Source organism: Pseudomonas fluorescens, assembly GCF_018614655.1.
Taxonomy (GTDB): Bacteria; Pseudomonadota; Gammaproteobacteria; order Pseudomonadales; family Pseudomonadaceae; genus Aquipseudomonas; species Aquipseudomonas fluorescens_BX.
Map to the genome: position 1 here is coordinate 281,118 of NZ_JAGGOG010000004.1, position 20,876 is coordinate 301,993.

The 20,876-nt window shown below is 60.7% G+C and carries 20 protein-coding genes and 1 pseudogene; 4 read left to right on the forward strand and 17 right to left on the reverse strand.

All coding sequences use genetic code 11. The annotated features are described in order from the left end of the window. Nucleotides 1-47: 47 nt before the first annotated feature. The 6 genes from J7E41_RS06120 to exbB form a co-directional block, all read right to left on the reverse strand. A complete protein-coding gene (locus J7E41_RS06120; protein WP_214990897.1) occupies nt 48-1,448 on the reverse strand; it encodes an aminoacyl-tRNA deacylase and HDOD domain-containing protein in 1,401 nt (466 codons plus the stop codon). A 202-nt stretch (nt 1,449-1,650) separates the two neighbouring features. Then, the gene (recG, locus tag J7E41_RS06125; RefSeq protein WP_214990899.1) at nt 1,651-3,726 is read right to left on the reverse strand and encodes an ATP-dependent DNA helicase RecG; all 2,076 of its coding nucleotides are present in this window, start codon (nt 3,724-3,726) and stop codon (nt 1,651-1,653) included. Nucleotides 3,727-3,734: 8 nt separating this feature from the next. Beyond that, nucleotides 3,735-4,655 (reverse strand): hydrogen peroxide-inducible genes activator, encoded by a 921-nt coding sequence (locus J7E41_RS06130; RefSeq protein WP_155582434.1) that lies wholly within the window; start codon nt 4,653-4,655, stop codon nt 3,735-3,737. 165 nt (nt 4,656-4,820) lie between these two features. Next, nucleotides 4,821-5,567 carry an energy transducer TonB family protein gene (locus tag J7E41_RS06135; protein ID WP_214990901.1) on the reverse strand — a complete coding sequence of 249 codons (747 nt, stop codon included), beginning with the start codon at nt 5,565-5,567 and terminating at the stop codon, nt 4,821-4,823. After that, nucleotides 5,564-5,989 (reverse strand): TonB system transport protein ExbD, encoded by a 426-nt coding sequence (gene exbD / locus J7E41_RS06140; protein ID WP_155582439.1) that lies wholly within the window; start codon nt 5,987-5,989, stop codon nt 5,564-5,566. Before exbD ends, J7E41_RS06135 begins: the two co-directional genes overlap by 4 nt. A 6-nt stretch (nt 5,990-5,995) precedes the next feature. Then, entirely contained in the window at nt 5,996-6,982 is a 987-nt protein-coding gene (gene exbB, locus J7E41_RS06145; RefSeq protein ID WP_214990903.1) for a tonB-system energizer ExbB, read from the reverse strand. 188 nt (nt 6,983-7,170) lie between these two features. Between exbB and J7E41_RS06150 the strand changes: the two genes are divergently transcribed. After that, nucleotides 7,171-8,022, forward strand: a complete 852-nt coding sequence (locus J7E41_RS06150; protein ID WP_214990905.1) for an SDR family oxidoreductase — start codon at nt 7,171-7,173, stop codon at nt 8,020-8,022. A gap of 91 nt (nt 8,023-8,113) precedes the next feature. Here the strand turns inward: J7E41_RS06150 and J7E41_RS06155 are convergent, their stop codons facing one another. The 6 genes from J7E41_RS06155 to J7E41_RS06180 form a co-directional block, all read right to left on the reverse strand. After that, nucleotides 8,114-8,857 carry a hypothetical protein gene (locus tag J7E41_RS06155; protein WP_214990907.1) on the reverse strand — a complete coding sequence of 248 codons (744 nt, stop codon included), beginning with the start codon at nt 8,855-8,857 and terminating at the stop codon, nt 8,114-8,116. A gap of 60 nt (nt 8,858-8,917) precedes the next feature. Continuing rightward, the gene (locus J7E41_RS06160; protein WP_003176922.1) at nt 8,918-9,298 is read right to left on the reverse strand and encodes a RidA family protein; all 381 of its coding nucleotides are present in this window, start codon (nt 9,296-9,298) and stop codon (nt 8,918-8,920) included. 24 nt (nt 9,299-9,322) lie between these two features. Then, a complete protein-coding gene (spoT, locus tag J7E41_RS06165; protein WP_169356996.1) occupies nt 9,323-11,428 on the reverse strand; it encodes a bifunctional GTP diphosphokinase/guanosine-3',5'-bis pyrophosphate 3'-pyrophosphohydrolase in 2,106 nt (701 codons plus the stop codon). A 60-nt stretch (nt 11,429-11,488) separates the two neighbouring features. Next, nucleotides 11,489-11,752, reverse strand: a complete 264-nt coding sequence (gene rpoZ / locus J7E41_RS06170; RefSeq protein WP_017735757.1) for a DNA-directed RNA polymerase subunit omega — start codon at nt 11,750-11,752, stop codon at nt 11,489-11,491. A 167-nt stretch (nt 11,753-11,919) separates the two neighbouring features. Then, a complete protein-coding gene (gene gmk, locus J7E41_RS06175; RefSeq protein ID WP_214990909.1) occupies nt 11,920-12,540 on the reverse strand; it encodes a guanylate kinase in 621 nt (206 codons plus the stop codon). A gap of 10 nt (nt 12,541-12,550) precedes the next feature. Beyond that, nucleotides 12,551-13,414 (reverse strand): YicC/YloC family endoribonuclease, encoded by an 864-nt coding sequence (locus J7E41_RS06180; protein ID WP_214990911.1) that lies wholly within the window; start codon nt 13,412-13,414, stop codon nt 12,551-12,553. A 243-nt stretch (nt 13,415-13,657) separates the two neighbouring features. On the opposite strand from J7E41_RS06180, the gene rph reads away from it, so the two are divergent. Together rph and J7E41_RS06190 are read left to right on the forward strand one after the other, a co-directional pair. Then, nucleotides 13,658-14,380, forward strand: coding sequence for a ribonuclease PH (gene rph, locus J7E41_RS06185; protein WP_155582446.1), 723 nt, complete (start codon nt 13,658-13,660; stop codon nt 14,378-14,380). Between the two features lie 22 nt (nt 14,381-14,402). Then, nucleotides 14,403-14,771 (forward strand): DUF4870 domain-containing protein, encoded by a 369-nt coding sequence (locus tag J7E41_RS06190; RefSeq protein ID WP_214990913.1) that lies wholly within the window; start codon nt 14,403-14,405, stop codon nt 14,769-14,771. A gap of 64 nt (nt 14,772-14,835) precedes the next feature. On the opposite strand, the gene J7E41_RS06195 is transcribed toward J7E41_RS06190, so the two are convergent. Continuing rightward, nucleotides 14,836-15,615 (reverse strand): exodeoxyribonuclease III, encoded by a 780-nt coding sequence (locus tag J7E41_RS06195; protein ID WP_003176915.1) that lies wholly within the window; start codon nt 15,613-15,615, stop codon nt 14,836-14,838. Between the two features lie 82 nt (nt 15,616-15,697). On the opposite strand from J7E41_RS06195, the gene pyrE reads away from it, so the two are divergent. Next, complete coding sequence (gene pyrE / locus J7E41_RS06200; protein ID WP_010168197.1) at nt 15,698-16,342, forward strand: orotate phosphoribosyltransferase; 645 nt, start codon at nt 15,698-15,700, stop codon at nt 16,340-16,342. 206 nt (nt 16,343-16,548) lie between these two features. Here the strand turns inward: pyrE and argB are convergent, their stop codons facing one another. From argB to coaBC, 4 genes and pseudogenes are all read right to left on the reverse strand, one after another. Then, nucleotides 16,549-17,451 (reverse strand): acetylglutamate kinase, encoded by a 903-nt coding sequence (gene argB, locus J7E41_RS06205; RefSeq protein ID WP_214990915.1) that lies wholly within the window; start codon nt 17,449-17,451, stop codon nt 16,549-16,551. A 21-nt stretch (nt 17,452-17,472) separates the two neighbouring features. Then, nucleotides 17,473-18,879, reverse strand: a pseudogene (locus J7E41_RS06210) (phosphomannomutase/phosphoglucomutase); the annotation flags it as partial. A 245-nt stretch (nt 18,880-19,124) separates the two neighbouring features. Then, nucleotides 19,125-19,580, reverse strand: a complete 456-nt coding sequence (gene dut / locus J7E41_RS06215) for a dUTP diphosphatase (protein WP_214990919.1) — start codon at nt 19,578-19,580, stop codon at nt 19,125-19,127. Nucleotides 19,581-19,585: 5 nt separating this feature from the next. Continuing rightward, the gene (coaBC, locus tag J7E41_RS06220; protein ID WP_016970585.1) at nt 19,586-20,794 is read right to left on the reverse strand and encodes a bifunctional phosphopantothenoylcysteine decarboxylase/phosphopantothenate--cysteine ligase CoaBC; all 1,209 of its coding nucleotides are present in this window, start codon (nt 20,792-20,794) and stop codon (nt 19,586-19,588) included. Between the last annotated feature and the right edge of the window lie 82 nt (nt 20,795-20,876).

Genomic DNA, 20,876 nt, shown 5'->3' on the forward strand with positions numbered 1-20,876 from the left:
GCAGCCCAACGCGGGCAAGCCCGCTCGCCACAAAAGAGCCAGGCAGATCAGCCTTGGCTGAACTGCGACGCCAATTCGCGCAACAACACTTCCGCGTCCAGCACCTTGCTCACCACATCCTCAGCCTTGTCCCGGGTCAGGCCCAGGCGTTCCAGCAGTTCGTCGGGGATCTCGGCGTCCGGCCCGGAGCCAATGCCACGGTTGCGCAACAGGCGCACGGCCAGGCACACCAGATTCGGGTATTCGGCATAGTCGCCGTCATAGCTGGGGTCGTGCTGGAAGCGCAACGCGGTGGACAGTTCTTCCGGCATGTCCCAGTAGCGCATCAACCAGGCGCCAATCTGCTCGCGGCTGATGCCCAGCAAGTGCTGCTCAACGTAGCTGTGGCACAGGTGCGGGTTGACCTCCAGGTGCCGGCAGATCAGTGAAAAATGCGGCGGGAAGACGTGGGCCAGCAACAAGTAGCCGAAGTTGTGCAGCAAGCCCGCCAGGTAGGTCAGACCGGCTTCCGGGCGCTGGGCACGAGGCATGGCGCGGGTCAGTCCTTCGATCACCGCAGCCGTGTAGATCGACTGTTGCCAGTACGGTGTGGCTTGTTGCGGGTGGTCCTTGGGCAGGCTCAAGGTCTTGCCCAGGGCCAGACCCAATGCCAGGTTGATCACCAGATCAAAGCCCAGCACGCGAACAATGGCGTCTTCCACCGAGCGGATCTTGCCGGGGGAGGCGTAGTAGGGCGAAGCTGCCCAGCTCACCACTTGCGCGGCCAGGGCCGGGTCGGTTTCCACCACGCCGGTGATGTCGTCGATGGTGGCGTTGGGGTCGACCCGCAGTTTGATAATCTTCTGCGCGGTGTCGGCCAGGGGCGGAATCTCGATGGTCGCTTCCAGGCGTTGCTGGATGCGGCGGGCGGTAAACACCTGCACCGCCTGGGTGATTTCCTCGCGGTCGTCATTCGGGCGGTTGAAGTTGGGCCGGATGCTGCTCAGTGCTTCGCCAAAGTGGGCGGCGCTGGCCTTGGTCAGCATGCGCTTGAAGTCTTCGCTGGCAATCTCCAGCAGTACACCGGCCTCACCCGAATGGACCAACACGGTGGGCTCGCGCAGCAGGCTTTCTTCGTACAGGCAGGGCGAACTGGTCAGCGGTGGCAGGCCAGGCAACAGGCTCAGGCTGTGCTTGCCGAGCATGCGCTCAAGGCGTTCCGGCGACACGGCAGTGAGGCGGCGCCCGGTGAGTTCGGTGAGGCGATTGAGGTCCAGCAACTGGCTCTGGGGAAACAACACCATGAGGGTGCCCACCGCGTCATCCAGCAGCACCGCTTGCACCTTCTGCGCTGGGTTCAAGCCAGGCTGTTCGGCGACTTCCGTATAGCTGATGGCGAGCTTTGCGAGCAGCGTCCGAATGACCGAGGGAGCGGTCGGGGGCGCTGTAGCGAGGGCAACTTCTGTCATGGCTGGATCCAATTTCCTACAGTCGTTGGAGTATAACCAGCTTGATACAGGTGAGGGTTCACTAAGTGTGGTTTGTGACGCCCGTCTTGTTGTTCCCGTTGTTCCCGTTGTAGCCGCTGTCGAGGTACGAGGCAGCAGACCCCGAGGGCGGTCCTGCGGCCCACATCGCAGCCTCGTACCTCGGCAGCGGCTACAGGGTTTGTCACACTTGGCCGTATTGCTGCCCATGCCGTAGCCAGCGATCCAGCAAGGGGCTGACGTGTTGTGGCCAGCGCTCCAGCAACGCTTGAGCGGCGTCACGCACCGCCGGCAGCAAGTCCGCGTCGCGCATCAGGTCCGCGACCTTGAATTGCAACAGGCCGGTCTGACGGGTGCCGAGCATTTCGCCGGGGCCGCGCAGTTCGAGGTCCTTTTCGGCAATCACGAAACCATCGTTGGTTTCGCGCATGATCCCCAAGCGCTGGCGTCCGATCTGCGACAGCGGCGGATGGTAAAGCAATACGCAATGGCTGGCCGCGCTGCCCCTGCCAACACGACCGCGTAACTGGTGCAGTTGCGCCAGGCCCAGGCGCTCGGGGTTTTCGATGATCATCAAGCTGGCGTTGGGCACGTCGACGCCTACTTCAATCACGGTGGTGGCGACTAACAGTTGCAGGTTGCCGGCCTTGAATTCGGCCATCACTGCGGCTTTTTCGATGGGCTTCATGCGGCCATGGATCAGCCCGACCTTGAGTTCGCCCAAGGCGCTGGTCAGGTCTTCGTAAGTGGTCTCGGCGGCCTGGCAGGTCAGCTCTTCCGACTCTTCAATCAACGTGCAAACCCAATAGGCTTGGCGCCCTTCGGCGCAGGCGCCGCGCACCCGTTCGATCACTTCGACACGGCGGGTGTCGGTCACCAGCACGGTGTTGACCGGGGTCCGGCCGGGCGGCAGTTCGTCGAGGATCGAGGTATCGAGGTCGGCATAGGCACTCATGGCCAGCGTGCGAGGGATCGGCGTGGCGGTCATGATCAACTGGTGCGGACACATGCGTCCGCCCACACCTTTCTGGCGCAGAGCCAGGCGCTGTTGCACGCCGAAGCGGTGCTGTTCGTCGATGATCACCAGGGCTAGGTTCTTGAACTGCACTTCGTCCTGGAACAGCGCGTGAGTGCCGACCACCATCGGCGCGCCGCCAGCAATCTGCTCCAGCGCCGCTGCGCGGTTCTTGCCCTTGAGCTTGCCGGCCAGCCACGCCACTTCCAGGCCCAACGGTTCGAGCCAGCGCTTGAAGGTGATGAAGTGCTGCTCGGCGAGAATCTCGGTGGGCGCCATCAGCGCCACTTGGTACCCGGCTTCCAGGGCCTGCAATGCGGCGAGGGCGGCGACCACGGTTTTACCCGCGCCCACGTCACCCTGAATCAGGCGCAGCATGGGTTCTTTCTGGCTGAGGTCGTAGGCGATTTCATTGTCTACCCGTTGCTGCGCGCCTGTCGGTGCAAAACCCAGGTTGGCCAGGTATTGCGCAGGCAAACGCTTGGCCTTGGGCATCGCCGGTGCGCGCAGGGAACGCATGCTTTCCCGCAGGCGCTGTTGCGACAGTTGGTGGGTCAGCAGTTCTTCGAACGCCAGGCGATGTTGGGCCCAGTGATGACCGAGGGCCAGCTCATCCACATCGGCGTCGGCCGGAGGGTGGTGCAGGTAACGAATCGCGTCGTCCAGCGGCGCCAACTGGTAATCCCGCGCCAGTTCCTGGGGCAGCCAGTCGGGCAGGCTTTTCGGGCCGAGCATCGTCAGGGTCTGCATGCACAGCTGGCGCAGGCGTTGTTGGGTCAAGCCTTCGGTGAGCGGGTAGATCGGCGTGAGGGTGGTGTCTACCGGCGGTGGTTCGTCGCCGGTAATGGCGCGGTACTCCGGGTGGTAGATTTCCAGCCCCGACGCGCCGGGCCGAGCTTCGCCGTAGCAGCGCACGCGGGTGCCGCGCTTGAGGCCTTCCTTTTGTGCGTTGCTGAAATGGTAGAAGCGCAGGCTCAGGCCGCCGGTGCCGTCCTGCAGGCGCACCAGCAAGCTGCGGCGCTTGCCCATCACCACGTCGGCGCCGCTGACGGTGCCCTCGATCACCGCATCCTGCCCAGGGCGCAATTGGCCGATGGGTACCACGCGGGTACGATCCTGGTAGCGCAGGGGCAAGTGGAACAGCACATCCTGGAGATTCTCCAGGCCAACCTTGGCCAATTTCTCGGCCATGGCTTCACCGACACCCTTGAGTGCCGTCACCGACACCTGCGACAACTCGGTCATACGGTTGCTCAGCTCGCGGCAGGCGGCTTGGCCACCGAACACAGGCGGATCGAGTCGGCGAGGATTTCAATGGCTTTTGGCCGTGGGAAGCTGGCACGCCAGGCAATCGCCACGGTACGGAACGGTACCGGCGGCGTCAGTGGGCGCACGGCGATCACGCCAGGAGCATAGTGATGGCTGTCCACCGCCGACAACGGCAGTATCGAAATACCCAGGCCGGACGCCACCATATGGCGGATGGTTTCCAGGGAACTGGATTCCACGGTGGTGTGCTTGGCGCCGTCGTTGCCTTTGGTCAGGGTCGGGCAGGCTTCCAGTACCTGGTCGCGGAAGCAGTGACCTTCGCCGAGCAGCAGCAGGCTCTTGTCGTTGAGCAGGGCGGCGTCGATGGTGTCTTTTTGCGTCCAGGGGTGGGATGCCGGCATCAATACGTAGAACGGTTCATCGTAGAGCGGCAGGGTCAGCACATCCGCCTCGTTGAACGGCAGCGCGATGATGATCGCGTCCAGCTCGCCGTTGCGCAGTTTGTCGCGCAACACGTGAGTGAAATTTTCTTCGATATACAGCGGCATCTGCGGCGCGACGCGGTGCAGTTGCGGAATCAAGTGCGGGAACAGGTACGGGCCGACGGTGTAGATCGCACCGACTTTCAACGGTGCGGTCAGCTGGTTCTTGCCGGCCTGGGCCAGCTCGCGAATGCTTTGGGCTTGCTCCAGCACCTTCTGGGCCTGGGCGACGATGCCTTCGCCGACCGGCGTCAGACGCACGGCGCTTTTACTGCGCTCGAAAATCAGCACACCGAGTTCGTCTTCAAGCTTCTTCACACCCACCGACAAGGTCGGCTGGCTGACGTGGCAACGCTCGGCCGCATGGCCGAAGTGCTGCTCTTGGGCGAGGGTAACGATGTAGCGTAATTCTGTAAGAGTCATAGCGGGCGTCCATGAGGTTGCGGGCCAAGCATACCGGCTGCAATCGATAGACGCACGTTATCAGAACTTTGATGGGGATTGAGCGGGGAATACACAGGATTTTTAGCCGTGCGCAGTCAAATGTGGAAGGGAGCAAGCCCCCTCCCACATTGCCCGCGCATGCCTCTACCGGCGACGCTTCTCGATGTTGTAAACGAACGGCGCAACGATCTCGATGCTGCCGCCTTTCAACATCTCGGCCGGTGGCTTGGGCAGTGGCTGGGCACGACGGATCATGTCCAGGGTCGCGCGGTCCAGATCGGCGTTGCCGGAGCGGCCCACCAGTTCATAGGACAACACGTTGCCGTCAGCGTCGACCACGAAGCGCAAGCGGTTCAGGCCTTCCTTGCCACGCGCCTGGGCGCCCGGCGGGTACTTCTTGTACTTCTGCAGGTGCGCCAGCAGCGTGCCTTCCCAAGAAGCCTTGGCCGCCACCTGTTGTGGTGATGGGCCTGGGGTTGGCTGGGCGGATTTTTCCACCGGTGCGTTCTGCGGGGTTTCGCTCGGCGGCTCCTCGGAAGGTTTCTCCTTGGGCGGTTCGGGCTTTTTCTCCACAGGCTTGGGCGGCGCAGGTTTTGGCTTAGGCTTGACCGGCTTGGGCACCTGGATCGTCGGTTTCGGCGCTTCGGCCAGTTTCGGCAATGGAAGCTCTTCCACCGGAGCGGGCGGTTGCGGCGGCGTCACCACCTTCGGCGGTGCCGGAGGTGGAGGTGCCGGCATCGGTGCCAGGTCGATGACCATGGCTGCAGGTGGCAGTTGGACCGTGTGGGGTGCCGACCATTGGAGCGCGATGATGATCGCGACGGCGTGGACGCCCAGCACGACGGCGAGGCTGGTGCCATAACGCGTCAGTTTGTGGCGCGTCGTGATCATTTCTTGGCTGCCGTCTCAAGTCCGACCAGGCCTACCTTGAGGTAGCCGGCTGCCCGCAGGGCATCCATCACGCTCATCAGGTCGCCATAGTCCACGCCCTTGTCGGCCTGGAAGAAGATCGTCGTGTCTTTCTTGCCTTGGGTCTTGGCGTCGAGCACCGCGCCCAGGGTTTCGGCTTTGACTTCTTCTTCGCCCAGGAACAGGCGCTGGTCCATCTTGACGCTGAGGAATACCGGTTTCTCTGGCCGTGGCGCGGGTTTCGCGCTGGAGGCGGGCAGGTCGACCTTGATGTCCACGGTGGCCAGCGGTGCTGCCACCATGAAGATGATCAACAGCACCAGCATCACGTCGATAAACGGCGTGACGTTGATTTCGTGGTTCTCGACGAGCTCGTCGTCGCCTTGATTCAAATGCAGGCCCATGGCCGATTACCCCACTTTCACCATGTGCGGTTGCGAGCTGCGCTCGGTAGGCAGGTGATCGAGGTCACGGCTGACCAACAGCAGGACTTCAGCCGAGGCGTCTGACACCTGAGCCTTGTAGCCGGCGATCGAACGGGCGAAGACGTTGTAGATCACCACCGCAGGAATCGCAGCCACCAGGCCCAGGGCGGTTGCCAGCAGGGCTTCGGCAATGCCGGGGGCAACGACAGCGAGGTTGGTGGTCTGGGTTTTGGCGATGCCGATGAAGCTGTTCATGATGCCCCACACGGTACCGAACAGACCGACGAAGGGTGCGGTGGAACCGATGGTGGCGAGTACGCCGGTACCATTGCTCATGTTGCGACCGCAGGCCGCGACCAGGCGCTCGAGGCGGAAGCTGACGCGTTCCTTGATACCTTCTTTTTCACGGCTGTTGGCCGACAGGCGCATTTCTTCCAGTGCGTCGTGGACCAGCAGATGTGCCAGGGTGCCCTTCTTCGCCGCGCTTTCGCTGGCTTCTTTAAGGGTGGTGGCTTTTTTCAGGTTGGCGATTTCGGTGCGCAGACGGCGTTTGGCGCCCAGCAGTTCGAAGCCTTTGGCGATCCAGATAGTCCAGGTGATGACCGAAGCAATGGCCAGACCGATCATCACGATCTTCACGATGATGTCAGCGTTCTGGTACATGCCCCAAGGCGACAGGTCATGGGCCATGCCCAGGGTGTTGTCTTCTTCCAGCACCACGCTGGTGTCCTCGGCGGGGGCTGCGTTCACGGCCTGGGCCGGGTCGGTGGCAACCGGTGCGACGACTGGCGCGGCAGCGTTTTGCTCCGGTGCGGGAGCGGTAGCGGCGGGTTGCGCAACCGGAGCCGTGTTATCGGCGAACACTGCGGTCGGAGCCAGCAGAACGCTGAACAGCATCGCAGCAATCGCACGCCAGGCGCGGGATGGACTGTGAAGCTTGGTTGGCGAAGCGGGGAGTTTATTGCGTGTCATGCTGGCCGGACCTGAGAGGAAAAATACGGGATTGTCCTGCCAGACCGCATTGGGTCGAGGACAAATGGGCGGTTATTATTGCAAGTAATTCTTGTTAACAAAAGTAATACAGTTACTTTATTTGTCTATTTCCTGGCCGCCGGTCACCTGTGAAGGCTAATCTTGGCCTTTGAGAACGGAGTTTTGTGATGTCTGCGCCATCTGTTGTGATTGCCGGTTGTGGCGATGTCGGTAGCCGTCTGGCGACCCAATTGCTGGCCCTGGGCTGGGAAGTCCATGGCCTGAGGCGTGATGTCTCGCGCCTTCCCGAGGGTGTTATCGGGATTGCCGGCGATCTGTTCAACGAAGACTGCCCTGACACCTGGCCGGTGGGCGGCGTGGATTATCTGGTGTATTGCGCGACTGCCACCGATCACGACGAAGCTGGCTACCGCGCGGCCTATGTTCAAGGGTTGCAGCATGTGATCGGCTGGTTGAACGACTATGGTCAGGAGCCTGAGCATCTTCTGTTCGTTTCCAGTAGCAGTGTCTATGGGCAGCAGAACGGGGAGTGGGTTGATGAAACCTCGCAGACTCAGGCCAGTGGTTACTCCGGCAACGTCATGCTGGAAGCCGAGCAAGTTGCGCTCAACAGCGGTATTCCGGCGAGCGTAGTACGCCTCACGGGTATCTATGGCCCCGGTCGCGAGCGCTTGTCGACCCAGGTGCGGGAAGGCTATCGCGTTGCGATTGACCCGCCTTTATATGGCAACCGGATTCACGCGGATGATGCGGCGGGCTTGTTGGCCTTTCTGTTGCGGCATGTGCAACAGGGCGGTGCGCTGGATAACTGCTACATCGGCGTCGACGACGCGCCTGCGCCACTGGCTGAGGTGGTGGACTGGTTGCGTGAATACCTTGGCGTGACTGAATGGGCCGCAGATGCCAGCGTACGACGGGCCGGCAGCAAACGGTGCAGCAACGCCCGGGCCAAGGCGCTGGGCTGGACGCCGGTGTATCCGAGTTATCGGGAAGGGTACGCGGCGATTCTCAAAGGCTGAAATACAGCTAAAAGAATGAGTGCAATCAAAAATGTGGGAGCGGCGGTGCGACGACTCGACGTGCTCCCACATTTGATAGGCGTTGGTTCGGTTACTGTTTTTCCAGCAACCACTGCCGTGGCCCGGGGGTAAACGAGGGTACCTCGTCAGCCTGGGACGTGTTGATCGCCTGGAAGATTTCCAGCTGCTTGCCCTTGCGGGCAAAGATCCACGGATTGCCCTGGCCACCTTGTTGCAACCAGATGCTGTCGTAGCCACCGCTCATGGACGCGCAGTCACCAGCCAGGCACAGCGAGTACTGGTCGGCGCCTGGCAGGCCGGAGACCTGGCCGTTGGCCTGGAACTGCACGGTAGCGCCTTCACCGTTGCCGTTGACGATTTTCCAGCTGCCGCCCATATAGGCTGAGTACAAGGCCAGTTCAAAGTTGGCGCCCAGTGGCGCGCCATCGGGGGCTGGCTCCTTGGGGCGGCCAAAAAGCTGTTCCGGTTCGTTGTCGTTGGCGGCTTGCAGCAGTTGTTTGCCATCACGCTTGAGTTCGGTGGTCGAGCTGCCGTAGAAATTAACGCTCCAGGTACCGGACTTTTCGCCCACCAAGGTACCTTCTGGACGTTCAAAACCATTGAAGTAGCGCGCCTGGTTGGCCTTGGTATTGACCTCCCATTCGAGGTTCGGGCCATTGGCTTGCAGGGCTTCACGCAAAGGGCCACCCTTGGATGCCGCATCGATGGCGACCTGGTTGATCCAGGTGCCGCTGACGTCACGGTCGGCAGGGTTGCTGGCACAGCCGCTGAGCAACAGGGCGAGCAGCGAAGAAGCAACGAGCGCTTTGCGCATTACGAAATCCTTTTAAAACGAAGTCGGCGCACCCTTTGAAGAGAGGGTGCGCCGGGTGTTTTACTCGATGACCAGAATCGCGTCCATCTCAACCTGTGCGCCCTTTGGCAGGGCGGCAACGCCGATGGCGGCACGGGCTGGGTACGGCTGTTCGAAGTACTTGCCCATGATCTCGTTGACCTTGGCGAAGTGGCTCAGGTCGGTGAGGAAGATGTTCAGCTTGACGATGTCCTTGAACGAGCCGCCAGCGGCTTCGGCAACGGACTTGAGGTTTTCGAAGACCTGTACGGTCTGTGCTTCGAAGCCTTCAACCAATTCCATGGTTTTTGGGTCCAGTGGGATCTGGCCGGACATGTAGACGGTATTGCCTGCCTTGATCGCCTGGGAATAAGTACCGATTGCCGCAGGTGCCTTGTCGCTGGTGATAACGGTCTTGGTCATGAATGACTCCTTGTAATGGATGGGCTACGCACGCATGCGAGTGATGCGGATGACGCCGGTCAATGCGCGCAGTTTCTTGATCACGCGGGCCAGGTGTACACGGTCGTGCACGCTGACCACCAGTTGGACCACGCTGATGCGACCATCGCGTTCGTCCATGCTGATTTTCTCGATATTGCCGTCGGCCGCGTTGACACTGCTGGCCAGCAGGGCGATCAGGCCGCGCTGGTGTTCCAGTTCAACCCGCAGCTCGACGTTGAATTCGCCGGTGACATCCTTGGCCCAGGACAGCTGGATGCATTTTTCCGGGTTGTGGCGGATTTCGCTGATATTGCGGCAGTTGTCCAGGTGCACCACCATGCCTTTGCCCGCAGACAAGTGGCCGACAATCGGGTCGCCCGGGATCGGCGTGCAGCACTTGGCGTAGCTGAGCACCAGACCTTCGGTACCACGAATCGCCAGCGGGCCTTCCGGACTTGGCAGTTGTTCGCCTTCGCCCAGCAGGCGGCGGGCGACGACATAGGCCATGCGGTTGCCCAGGCCGATGTCTTCCAGCAAGTCTTCGATGGTTTCCTGGCGATACTCGTGGAGCATCGCCTGCACGCGCTCGGCCGGGATCTTGTCCAGGGCGCTGTCGAAGCCGTTGAGTACTTTATTCAGCAGGCGTTCGCCCAGGCTGATGGACTCGGAGCGGCGTTGCAGCTTCAGGGCGTGACGAATATGGGTGCGGGCCTTGCCGGTGACCACAAAGTTGAGCCAGGCCGGATTCGGGCGAGCGCCCGGTGCGCTGACGATCTCCACGGTGGAACCACTTTGCAGCGGCTCCGACAGCGGGGCCAGACGACGATTGATTCGGCAGGCGATGCAGCTATTGCCCACATCGGTATGCACGGCGTAGGCGAAATCGACCGCTGTTGAGCCTTTGGGCAGCTCCATGATCCGGCCTTTGGGCGTGAACACATAGACCTCGTCCGGGAACAGGTCGATCTTCACGCTTTCGATGAATTCCAGAGAGTTGCCGGCACGTTGCTGCATTTCCAGCACGCCCTTGACCCACTGGCGGGCGCGGGCATGGGTGCCTTTTGGCTGCTCGTCACCGCTGGATTTGTAGAGCCAATGGGCGGCGATGCCGTTGTTGGCCATCTCTTCCATTTCCCGAGTGCGGATCTGGATCTCGATCGGGACCCCATGCATACCGAACAGCGTTGTATGCAGCGACTGATAGCCGTTGGCCTTGGGAATGGCGATGTAATCCTTGAAACGTCCCGGCAAGGGTTTGTACAAATTATGTACAGCGCCGAGCACGCGGTAGCAGGTATCAACCTTGTCGACGATGATCCGGAACGCGTAGACGTCCATGATCTCGTTGAAGGCGCGGCGCTTGCCGCGCATCTTTTTATAGATGCCGTAGATGTGTTTCTGCCGGCCGCTGACCTCGCCTTCGATCTCATCGATCGCCAGGCAATGGCTCAGGGATTCTTCGATCTTGTTGACGATTTCCTTGCGATTGCCCCGGGCGCGCTTGACCGCCTGGTAGATACGCGCGGAACGCATCGGGTGCATGGCCTTGAAGCCGAGGTCTTCGAATTCGATACGAATGGCATGCATGCCCAGCCGATTGGCGATGGGCGCGTAGATTTCCAGGGTTTCCTTGGCAATGCGTCGGCGTTTTTCGCCGGACAGCACTTCCAGCGTGCGCATGTTGTGCAGCCGGTCGGCCAGCTTGACCAGAATCACCCGGATATCCCGGGCCATGGCCATGGCCATTTTCTGGAAGTTTTCCGCCTGGGCTTCGGCCTTGGTCTCGAAGTTCATCTGGGTCAGTTTGCTGACCCCGTCGACCAGTTCGGCCACGGTTTCGCCAAATTGCGCACTGAGCGCTTCCTTGGCAATGCCGGTGTCTTCGATCACGTCATGCAGCATCGCGGCCATCAGGCTCTGATGGTCCATGTGCATGTCGGCAAGAATATTGGCCACGGCAAGAGGATGCGTGACATACGCCTCGCCGCTTCGGCGGCGTTGGCCGTCGTGGGCTTGTTCGGCGTAGAAATACGCTCGGCGGACCAGGTTGACCTGGTCTGGGCCGAGGTAGGTCGATAAGCGATCGGCGAGGGCGTCTATGCTCGGCAAAGTATTAACTCCTGCCGTTCGCTGTGACCCCGCGCCGTGCTACGTCGACCAGGCATAGGCTTAGACGGCCTCGTTGGACTCGTCCTCGAACGCTGCAAACAGCGGTTCGTCTTCAACGATTTCAGCATTGGCGATGAACTCGTAGCTCATCAGGCCTTCGGCGATTTCACGCAGGGCGACAACGGTAGGCTTGTCGTTTTCCCACTGGACCAGGGGCTCTTTGCCACCGGTTGCCAGTTGACGGGCACGCTTGGTAGAGAGCATGACCAGCTCAAAGCGGTTTGCCACGTGGTCTAGGCAGTCTTCAACAGTTACGCGGGCCATGATATTCCTCGGAGCGAATGCAATATGCGCGCTGCCCGGTTGGGCGAGCGGACTGAACAGTTTAAAAAATCACCAGCGTTTAGGGAAGCGCTGATTTTCAAGGACCCGCCTCAAGCGCGCTACAAGTGCCAATGTAAAGCCCTTGCAGCGGTTTTGGGAAGAGCCTGTCAGCCGAGCAATTCGGCCAGTAATTTGCCAAAACGCTGTTGCTGGCGTTTCTGCTGGAGCTGATTGGCACGGAAAATCGCCTTCAGATCCTCCAGTGCCTGGGCAAAATCGTCATTGATGATCAGGTAGTCGTAGTCGACGTAATGGCTCATTTCACTGACGGCTTCACGCATGCGGCCTTCGATGACTTCGTTGCTGTCCTGGCCACGGTTGTTCAGGCGCTGGCGCAGGGCCTCAAGGGACGGCGGCAGAATGAAGACCGAGCGAGCCTTGGGCATCAGTTGACGCACTTGCTCGGCGCCCTGCCAGTCGATTTCCAGGATCAGGTCGTGGCCTTCGTCCAGGGTCTGTTGCAGGTGACTTTGGGAGGTGCCGTAGAGATTGCCGAACACCTCGGCGCGCTCGAGGAAATCCCCGTGCTCGATCATCTTCACGAACTCGTTGCGTTCGACGAAGTGGTAGTTCACGCCGTTCACTTCACCGGGGCGCATGGCGCGGGTGGTGTGGGAGACCGAGACGCGGATCTCCTGGTCGGCGTCGGTCAGGGCCTTGACCAGGCTGCTCTTGCCCGCGCCCGATGGGGCGGAAATGATGTACAGGGTGCCGGTGCTGTGGGTCATGGGGGTTGCCTTACTCAATATTCTGTACTTGTTCGCGCATCTGCTCGATCAACACTTTGAGGTTGACCGCTGCCGTGGTGCTGCGCGGATCGAAAGCCTTGGAGCCCAGTGTATTGGCTTCGCGGTTGAGTTCCTGCATCAGGAAGTCCAGGCGCCGACCGGCGGCACCGGCGGACTTGAGCACGCGACGCACTTCCAGAATGTGGGTGCTCAGGCGGTCGAGCTCTTCGGCGACATCGCTCTTTTGTGCCAGCAGGACCATTTCCTGTTCCAGGCGAACCGGATCCAGCTCGGCCTGCATGTCGGCGAAACGGTCGAGGACCTTCTGGCGTTGGGTCGCCAGCATCTGCGGTACCAGCTCGCGCAAGGTGATCACGTCTTCTTCGATAGACGTCAGGCGTTCGTTGATCAGGCGGGCCAGCTCGGCACCTTCGCGCTCACGGCCAGCCTTGAGTTCCTTCAAGCCTTGATTGAACAGCGCCAGGGCTTCGGCATTCAGGGCTTGCGGGTCAGTGGCATCGGCCACCAGCACGCCAGGCCAGGCCAGGACTTCGAGGGGGTTCAGCGCAGCGGGTTGCTTGATCAGGCTGGCGATGGTTTCGGCAGCGGCCACGAGTTGCGCGGCGCGGTCGCGGTCAATCTGCAACGGTTTGCCGGTGGTTTCCTCGGTAAAGCGCAGGGTGCATTCCAGCTTGCCACGGGACAAGCCCTGGCGCAGCGCTTCACGGACTGCGCCTTCGAGGTCGCGGAAGGACTCCGGCAAGCGCACGTGGGGTTCCAGATAGCGGCTGTTGACCGAGCGCAACTCCCAGCTCAGGGTGCCTTGGACGCCAGCTTTTTCGACGCGGGCGAAGGCGGTCATGCTGTGCACCATGGAGGTACCTCGCGATGCAGTCCCGCAAACGGGCGGGCTGATAGGTAGATTGAAGCCGACAGGCTGCGAAGGCGCAGGATTGTAGCGCAACGGGGCGTACGGCCCCAAACAGTGGCTGTGACAAAGGACGGCAGGTGCGGTTCAGCGTGCTGCTTCGTAACTGGATTTTTTTAGAAGTGCCCAGGCGCGGCTGGCAGCTCTATAATGCTCGGCAGTTTTTCGTCCTCAGTACAGGTGTTCCCTATGAAACGTCCAAGTGGTCGCGCTGCCGATCAGCTCCGCTCGATCCGCATCACCCGCAACTACACCAAACACGCCGAGGGATCTGTACTGGTCGAGTTTGGCGATACCAAGGTTATCTGCACCGTCAGCGTCGAGAATGGCGTGCCGCGTTTCCTCAAGGGTCAGGGCCAAGGCTGGTTGACCGCCGAATACGGCATGCTGCCGCGTGCCACCGGCGAGCGTAACCAGCGCGAAGCCAGCCGTGGCAAGCAAGGCGGCCGCACCCTGGAAATCCAGCGCCTGATCGGCCGTTCCCTGCGCGCAGCACTGGACATGTCCAAGCTGGGTGACGTGACCCTGTACGTCGACTGCGACGTGATCCAGGCCGATGGCGGCACCCGTACCGCGTCCATCACTGGCGCCATGGTTGCTCTGGCCGATGCCTTGAAAGTCATCAAGAAGCGCGGCGGCCTGAAAGCCGGTGATCCGCTCAAGCAGATGATCGCTGCTGTTTCGGTGGGCATGTATCAGGGTGAGCCGGTGCTGGATCTGGACTATCTTGAGGACTCGGCTGCCGAGACCGACCTGAACGTGGTGATGACCAGCTCCGGTGGTTTCATCGAAGTCCAGGGCACCGCCGAAGGCGCGCCGTTCCAGCCCCACGAGCTGAACGCCATGCTGGCCTTGGCCCAGAAAGGCATGACCGAACTGTTCGAATTGCAAACCGCTGCATTGGCTGACTAAGTCAGCCTCAAGGAGAAGCGCCATGAGTGACAGTCAACTTCCACAGCCGACGCCGAGCCAGGAAGTTCGCCAGTGGGCGATGCTCTGTCACTTCGCGGCGTTTCTCGGGATGTGGTTTCCGTTCGGCAACCTGTTGGGGCCGTTGATCCTGTGGCAGATCAAGCGTGAGATGGACCCGTTCATCGACGACCAGGGTAAGGAAGCGCTGAACTTCCAGATCACCGTGGCCATCGCTTCGGCGATTTGCTACCTGCTGATGTTCGTATTGATCGGCTTTGCGCTGCTGGCGTTTGTGTTGATCGCAGCGTTGGTGCTGACCATTATCGGTGGGCTCAAGGCCAATCAGGGCATACCTTACCGGTACCCGTTTACCTGGCGGCTGGTCAAATAGCGCCAACAGGCACCCACAAAAAAGCCGACAGCGATGTCGGCTTTTTTGTGTCCTGGAATCGACCTTAGATGGTCAAGGTCCAGTCGTAGTCCACGATCAGTGGAGCGTGTTGCGAAAACCGCGGCTGACGTGGCAGGCGTGCACTGCGTACGAACCGGCGCAAGCCAGGGGTCAGCAACTGGTAGTCGAAACGCCAACCCAGGTTGAGCATCTCAGCCTGTTCGTTGTCTGGCCACCAACTGTACTGGTCGCCTTCGCGGCTGACTTCGCGCAGGGCATCGACATAGCCCATGTTGCCGACAATCTCGTCCATCCAGGCGCGCTCTGGCGCCAGGAAGCCCGGGGATTGCTGGCTGTCGCGCCAGTTCTTGATATCCAGCTTCTGTTGCGCCACGTACAGCGAGCCACAATAAATGTACTCGCGACGTTTGCGTCGCTGTTTATCCAGATAACGGGCGAAATCGTCCATTAGCTTGAACTTCTGGTTCAAGTCTTCATCGCCGTTCTGCCCTGATGGAAGCAGCAAGGTCGCGATACTGACCTTGTCGAAATCGGCCTGCAGGTAGCGCCCGTAGCGGTCGGCTGTCTCGAAGCCGAGGCCGCTGATGACCGCCTTGGGTTGCAACCGCGAATACAAAGCCACGCCACCTTGGGCAGGGACTTCGGCATCACAGGCATAAAGGAAGTAGCCATCCAGTTGGAAGGCTGGGTCGTCCAGTTCAAAGGCGGAGGCGCGGGTGTCCTGCAGGCAGATGACGTCGGCATTCTGTGCTTGCAGCCAACTGAGCAAACCACGCTCGACTGCAGCCTGAATACCATTGACGTTCACACTGATGATCCGCATAAATGGCCCCAAAAATCGCGTGCGTGTATGATACACGCCGTCTACCTAATTAGCTAAATCCGTGGTATCTGAGGCTTTTTTCATGCAGGCGTATCAACGCGATTTCATTCGTTTTGCCATCGATCGCGGGGTTTTGCGCTTCGGTGAGTTCACTCTCAAGTCCGGGCGCACCAGCCCGTACTTCTTCAACGCGGGCCTGTTCAACTCGGGTTCTGCCCTGGCGCAACTGGGTCGTTTCTACGCAGCGGCCATCGTTGAAAGCGGTATTTCCTTCGACGTGCTGTTTGGCCCGGCCTACAAGGGTATTCCCTTGGCTGCCGCGACTGCCGTAGCGCTGGCTGAGCATCATGGTCAGGATCTGCCATGGTGCTTCAACCGCAAGGAAGCCAAGGCCCATGGTGAGGGCGGTAGCCTGGTGGGCGCGCCGCTCAAGGGTGATGTGCTGATCATCGACGACGTGATCACCGCCGGTACGGCGATTCGCGAGGTGATGCAGATCATCGCCTCCCAGGACGGCGCCAAGGCAGCCGGCGTGCTGATCGCGCTGAACCGCCAGGAGCGCGGCAACGGTGAGTTGTCGGCAATCCAGGAAGTGGAGCGTGACTTCGGGATTCCGGTGGTGAGCATCGTGTCGCTGAACCAGGTGTTGCAGTTCCTGGAGGATGATCCGCAGCTCAAGCAGCATTTGCCGGCGGTCAAGGCGTACCGCGAGCAATTCGGCGTCTAAAGGTTTCGCAAATCCCCTTGTGGGAGCGGGCTTGCTCGCGAAAGCGGTCGGTCATTCAGCCCATGTATTGACTGACCCACCGCATTCGCGAGCAAGTCGAGTCGTCGCACCGCCGCTCCCACATTAGATTGCGTTTCATCTTGAAGCCCTCATGAAAAAGCCCCGCTCAACCAGATAGTTGAGCGGGGCTTTTTTTGGTTTCTGGATCAGCGCTTGCGATTGCTGATCAAGGTACCCACACCGGTATCGGTGAAGATTTCCAGCAGGATCGCATTCGGAACCCGGCCATCCAGGATCAGCGAACTGCCGACTCCGCCTTGCACCGCTTCCAGCGCGCAACGGATCTTCGGCAGCATGCCGCCGTAGATGGTGCCATCGGCGATCAGGTCGTCCACCTGCTGGGTGGTCAGGCCGGTCAATACCTTGCCTTCCTTGTCCATCAAACCGGCGATGTTGGTCAGCAGCATCAGCTTCTCGGCCTTCAGTGCCTCGGCCACCTTGCCGGCCACCAGGTCGGCGTTGATGTTGTAGGACTCGCCGTTGGCGCCCACACCGATAGGCGCGATCACCGGAATGAAATCACCCTTGACCAGCAGGTTCAGCAAATCGGTGTTGATGCCGATCACTTCGCCAACCTGCCCGATGTCGATGATTTCCGGCTGGGTCATCTCCGGGGTCTTGCGGGTCACGGTGAGTTTCTTCGCCCGGATCAGCTCGGCGTCCTTGCCGGTCAGGCCGATGGCGCTGCCGCCGTGGCGGTTGATCAGGTTGACGATGTCTTTGTTCACCTGGCCGCCGAGGACCATTTCCACCACGTCCATGGTTTGCGCATCAGTGACACGCATGCCGTCGATGAAGTGACTCTCGATGGACAGGCGCTTGAGCAGATCACCGATTTGAGGACCGCCGCCGTGCACCACCACCGGATTGATCCCGACCGCTTTCATCAGCACGATGTCGCGGGCAAAGCCGGTTTTCAGCTCGTCGCTTTCCATGGCATTGCCGCCGTACTTGATCACCAGCGTCTTGCCGACGTAGCGTCGAATGTAAGGCAACGCTTCGGAAAGGACCTTGGCGGTATTGGCGGCGGCTTCGCGTTCGAGGGTCATTCAGGGCTCCGGTGCAAAAAATCAGAACGGTAATTGGAGATCAGGGGCAACACGTTTCAACTGGGCGTGGAACACGTCCTTGATGCGCTGCAACTCAGCCTCGGTATCCGCCTCGAAACGCAGTACCAGCACCGGTGTGGTGTTGGACGCGCGAACCAGGCCCCAGCCTTTGGCGTAATCGACTCGCACACCATCAATGGTGGTCAGGTTGGCGCCTTCGCCCCATTGCGCATCGTGCAGTGCGTCAATGATGCTGAATTTGCTCTCCTCGGTCACATGGATATTGATCTCTGGCGTAGAAATATCATCCGGGAAGGTTGCAAACAGTTCTTCGGCGGTGAATTTTTCCTTGCTGAGGATCTCCAGCAGGCGGGCGGCGCTGTAAATGCCGTCGTCAAAACCGTACCAGCGCTCCTTGAAGAACACGTGACCGCTCATTTCGCCAGCCAACAGGGCGCCGGTTTCCTTCATTTTCTTTTTGATCAACGAATGACCGGTCTTCCACATTAGCGGACGACCACCGTATTCCTTGATCAGCGGTGTCAGGCGACGGGTGCATTTAACGTCGAAGATGATTTCGGCGCCAGGGTTGCGAGCGACTACGTCACGGGCGAACAGCATCAGCAAGCGATCCGGGAACACGATATTGCCGGTGTTGGTCACCACGCCGACACGGTCGCCGTCACCGTCAAAGGCCAGGCCGAGATCGGCGCCGACTTCCTCGACCTTGGCGATCAGGTCCACTAGGTTCTCAGGCTTGCCCGGATCCGGGTGGTGGTTCGGGAAGTGGCCGTCGACGTCGCAGAACAGTGGGATCACTTCGCAGTTCAAGGCTTCGAGCAGTTGCGGGGCGATCACGCCGGCCGCGCCGTTGCCGCAGTCCACCACCACTTTCAGACGACGGGTGAGTTTGACGTCGCTGGTAATTTTGTCCGAGTAACGCTGAAGAATGTCGACTTTGGTGACGGTGCCTGCGCCGCTGGTCAGGTCGTTGGTCTTCAGGCGAGTGTGCAAGGCCTGAATCTGTTCGTTGGCCAGGGTGTCGCCGGCGATGACGATCTTGAAGCCGTTGTAGTCCGACGGGTTGTGACTGCCGGTGAGCATTACGCCCGACTTGCCGGCCAGCACGTTGGCGGCGTAGTACAGCGCAGGCGTTGGTACCAGGCCGACGTCGCTGACGTGGCAGCCGCTGTCGGCCAGGCCCTGGATCAGTTGCTCAACCAGTTCGGGACCCGACAGGCGGCCATCACGACCTACGGAAACATTGGGTTCGCCTTGGGCCAGACTCTGGGAACCGATGGCGCGGCCAATCCAGTAGGCGGTTTCGGCCGTCAGGGTCTTGGGGACGACACCACGGATGTCATAGGCGCGGAAAATGCTGTCGGGAAATGTCGGTGCGACTTTGGCTGCGTTGCTCATGGCGGGGGAAACTCCATCGATAAGGGGCTGGCCTTAGTGGTGACCGGCAGGCTCAAACTGAAGGGTAAGACGGCATTTTTGGCATAGAGTTCGTGGTGCAAAAGTGCCATCGGCGCCTGAACCCCATACTGTGCTCGTTCTAATACTTTGATTTCACTGAAGAAATCTTTCAGATCGGTTCTGCGTATTCTTCATCCTGAAAAGCCATGCGGCGGCGTCAGGCCGGACAAGGTGCTCGGCCTGATTCCACTTGGTCAGTGGCTGCCGGAATGCCCGAAACCACCAGCACCGCGCTGGGTTTCGTCGAACTCTTCGACCAGTTCGAAGTGCGCCTGTACCACAGGCACCAGCACCAACTGAGCAATACGCTCGCCGACGGCGATGTTGAACGCGGTCTGGCCACGGTTCCAGCAGGAGACCATCAGCTCGCCCTGGTAGTCGGAGTCGATCAGGCCAACGAGGTTGCCGAGGACGATGCCGTGTTTGTGGCCCAGGCCAGAGCGCGGCAGGATCAACGCGGCGAGGCCTGGGTCACCGATGTAGATCGACAGCCCGGTAGGGATCAGCAACGTCTGGCCTGGCTCGAGAGCGGTGTCCTGCTTGAGCATGGCCCGCAGGTCGAGACCGGCAGAGCCTGTCGTGGCGTAGGCCGGCAGCGGGAATTCGTTGCCGATGCGGGGGTCGAGGATCTTGGCTTGCAAAGCGTGCATGGAAATTAAACCTGGTTCAGCCGTTGGGCGATAAAAGAGATCAGTTGGCGGGCAATCTTGCCCTTGCTGGTCTGGGCGAAAAGGGTGGCGTGCAGGTCGCGGTCGATCACGCTGCAGGCGTTTTCCTCGCTGTTGAAGCCGATGCTCGGGTTGGCGACATCATTGGCAACGATCAGGTCGAGGTTTTTGTCTTTCAGTTTGCGTGCGGCGTAGTCCAGCAGGTGTTCGGTTTCTGCAGCGAAGCCGACGCTGAACGGACGATCCGGACGGGTAGCTATCGTCGCCAGGATGTCTGGGTTGCGAACCATTTGCAGGAGCAGGCCGTCGCCGCTTGTAGGGTCTTTCTTGAGCTTCTGCGGCGCAACGACTTCCGGGCGGTAGTCCGCTACCGCCGCGGAGGCGATAAACAGGTCGCAGGGAATTGCTGCTTCGCAGGCCGCGAGCATGTCGCGGGCGCTGACTACGTCGATGCGAGTGACTCGATCCGGTGTCGGCAGGTGTACCGGACCGGTGATCAGGGTTACACGGGCGCCTGCCTCCACCGCTGCTTCGGCCAGGGCAAAGCCCATTTTTCCTGAGCTATGGTTGGTGATGTAGCGCACCGGGTCGATGTTTTCCTGGGTCGGGCCGGCGGTGATCAATACGTGCTTGCCGGTCAGGGCCAGGTGCTGGAAGCACTCGGCGGCACACAGTGCAAGGTCGGTGGCTTCGAGCATGCGGCCCATGCCCACGTCGCCACAGGCCTGGCTGCCGGAGGCCGGGCCGAAGACCTTGAGGCCACGGCTTTGCAGGAGTTGGGTGTTGGCTTGGGTGGCCGGATCACGCCACATGGCCTGGTTCATGGCCGGCGCAATGGCGACGGTGGCGTCGGTGGCCAGCACCAGGGTGGTCAGCAGGTCATCGGCAATGCCCTGGGCCAGGCGAGCGATCAGGTCAGCGGTGGCCGGGGCGATGAGTACGAGGTCGGCCCATTTGGCCAGTTCGATATGGCCCATGGCAGCCTCGGCCGCCGGGTCCAGCAGGTCCAGATGAACCGGGTGACCGGACAGCGCTTGCATGGTCAGCGGGGTGATGAATTCGCTGCCGCCACGGGTCATGACCACGCGCACTTCCGCGCCTTGGTCCAGGAGCCGGCGAACCAGCTCTGCGCTCTTGTAGGCGGCAATACCGCCGCCGACGCCAAGAACGATGCGTTTCCGATACAGACGCTGCATTGGTTTGCCTTTCCAGTTCAGTGATGGCGCTGCGATGCCCCCTCCCCAGGTGAAATCGCACGCAAAAAGATGGCCTAAGATA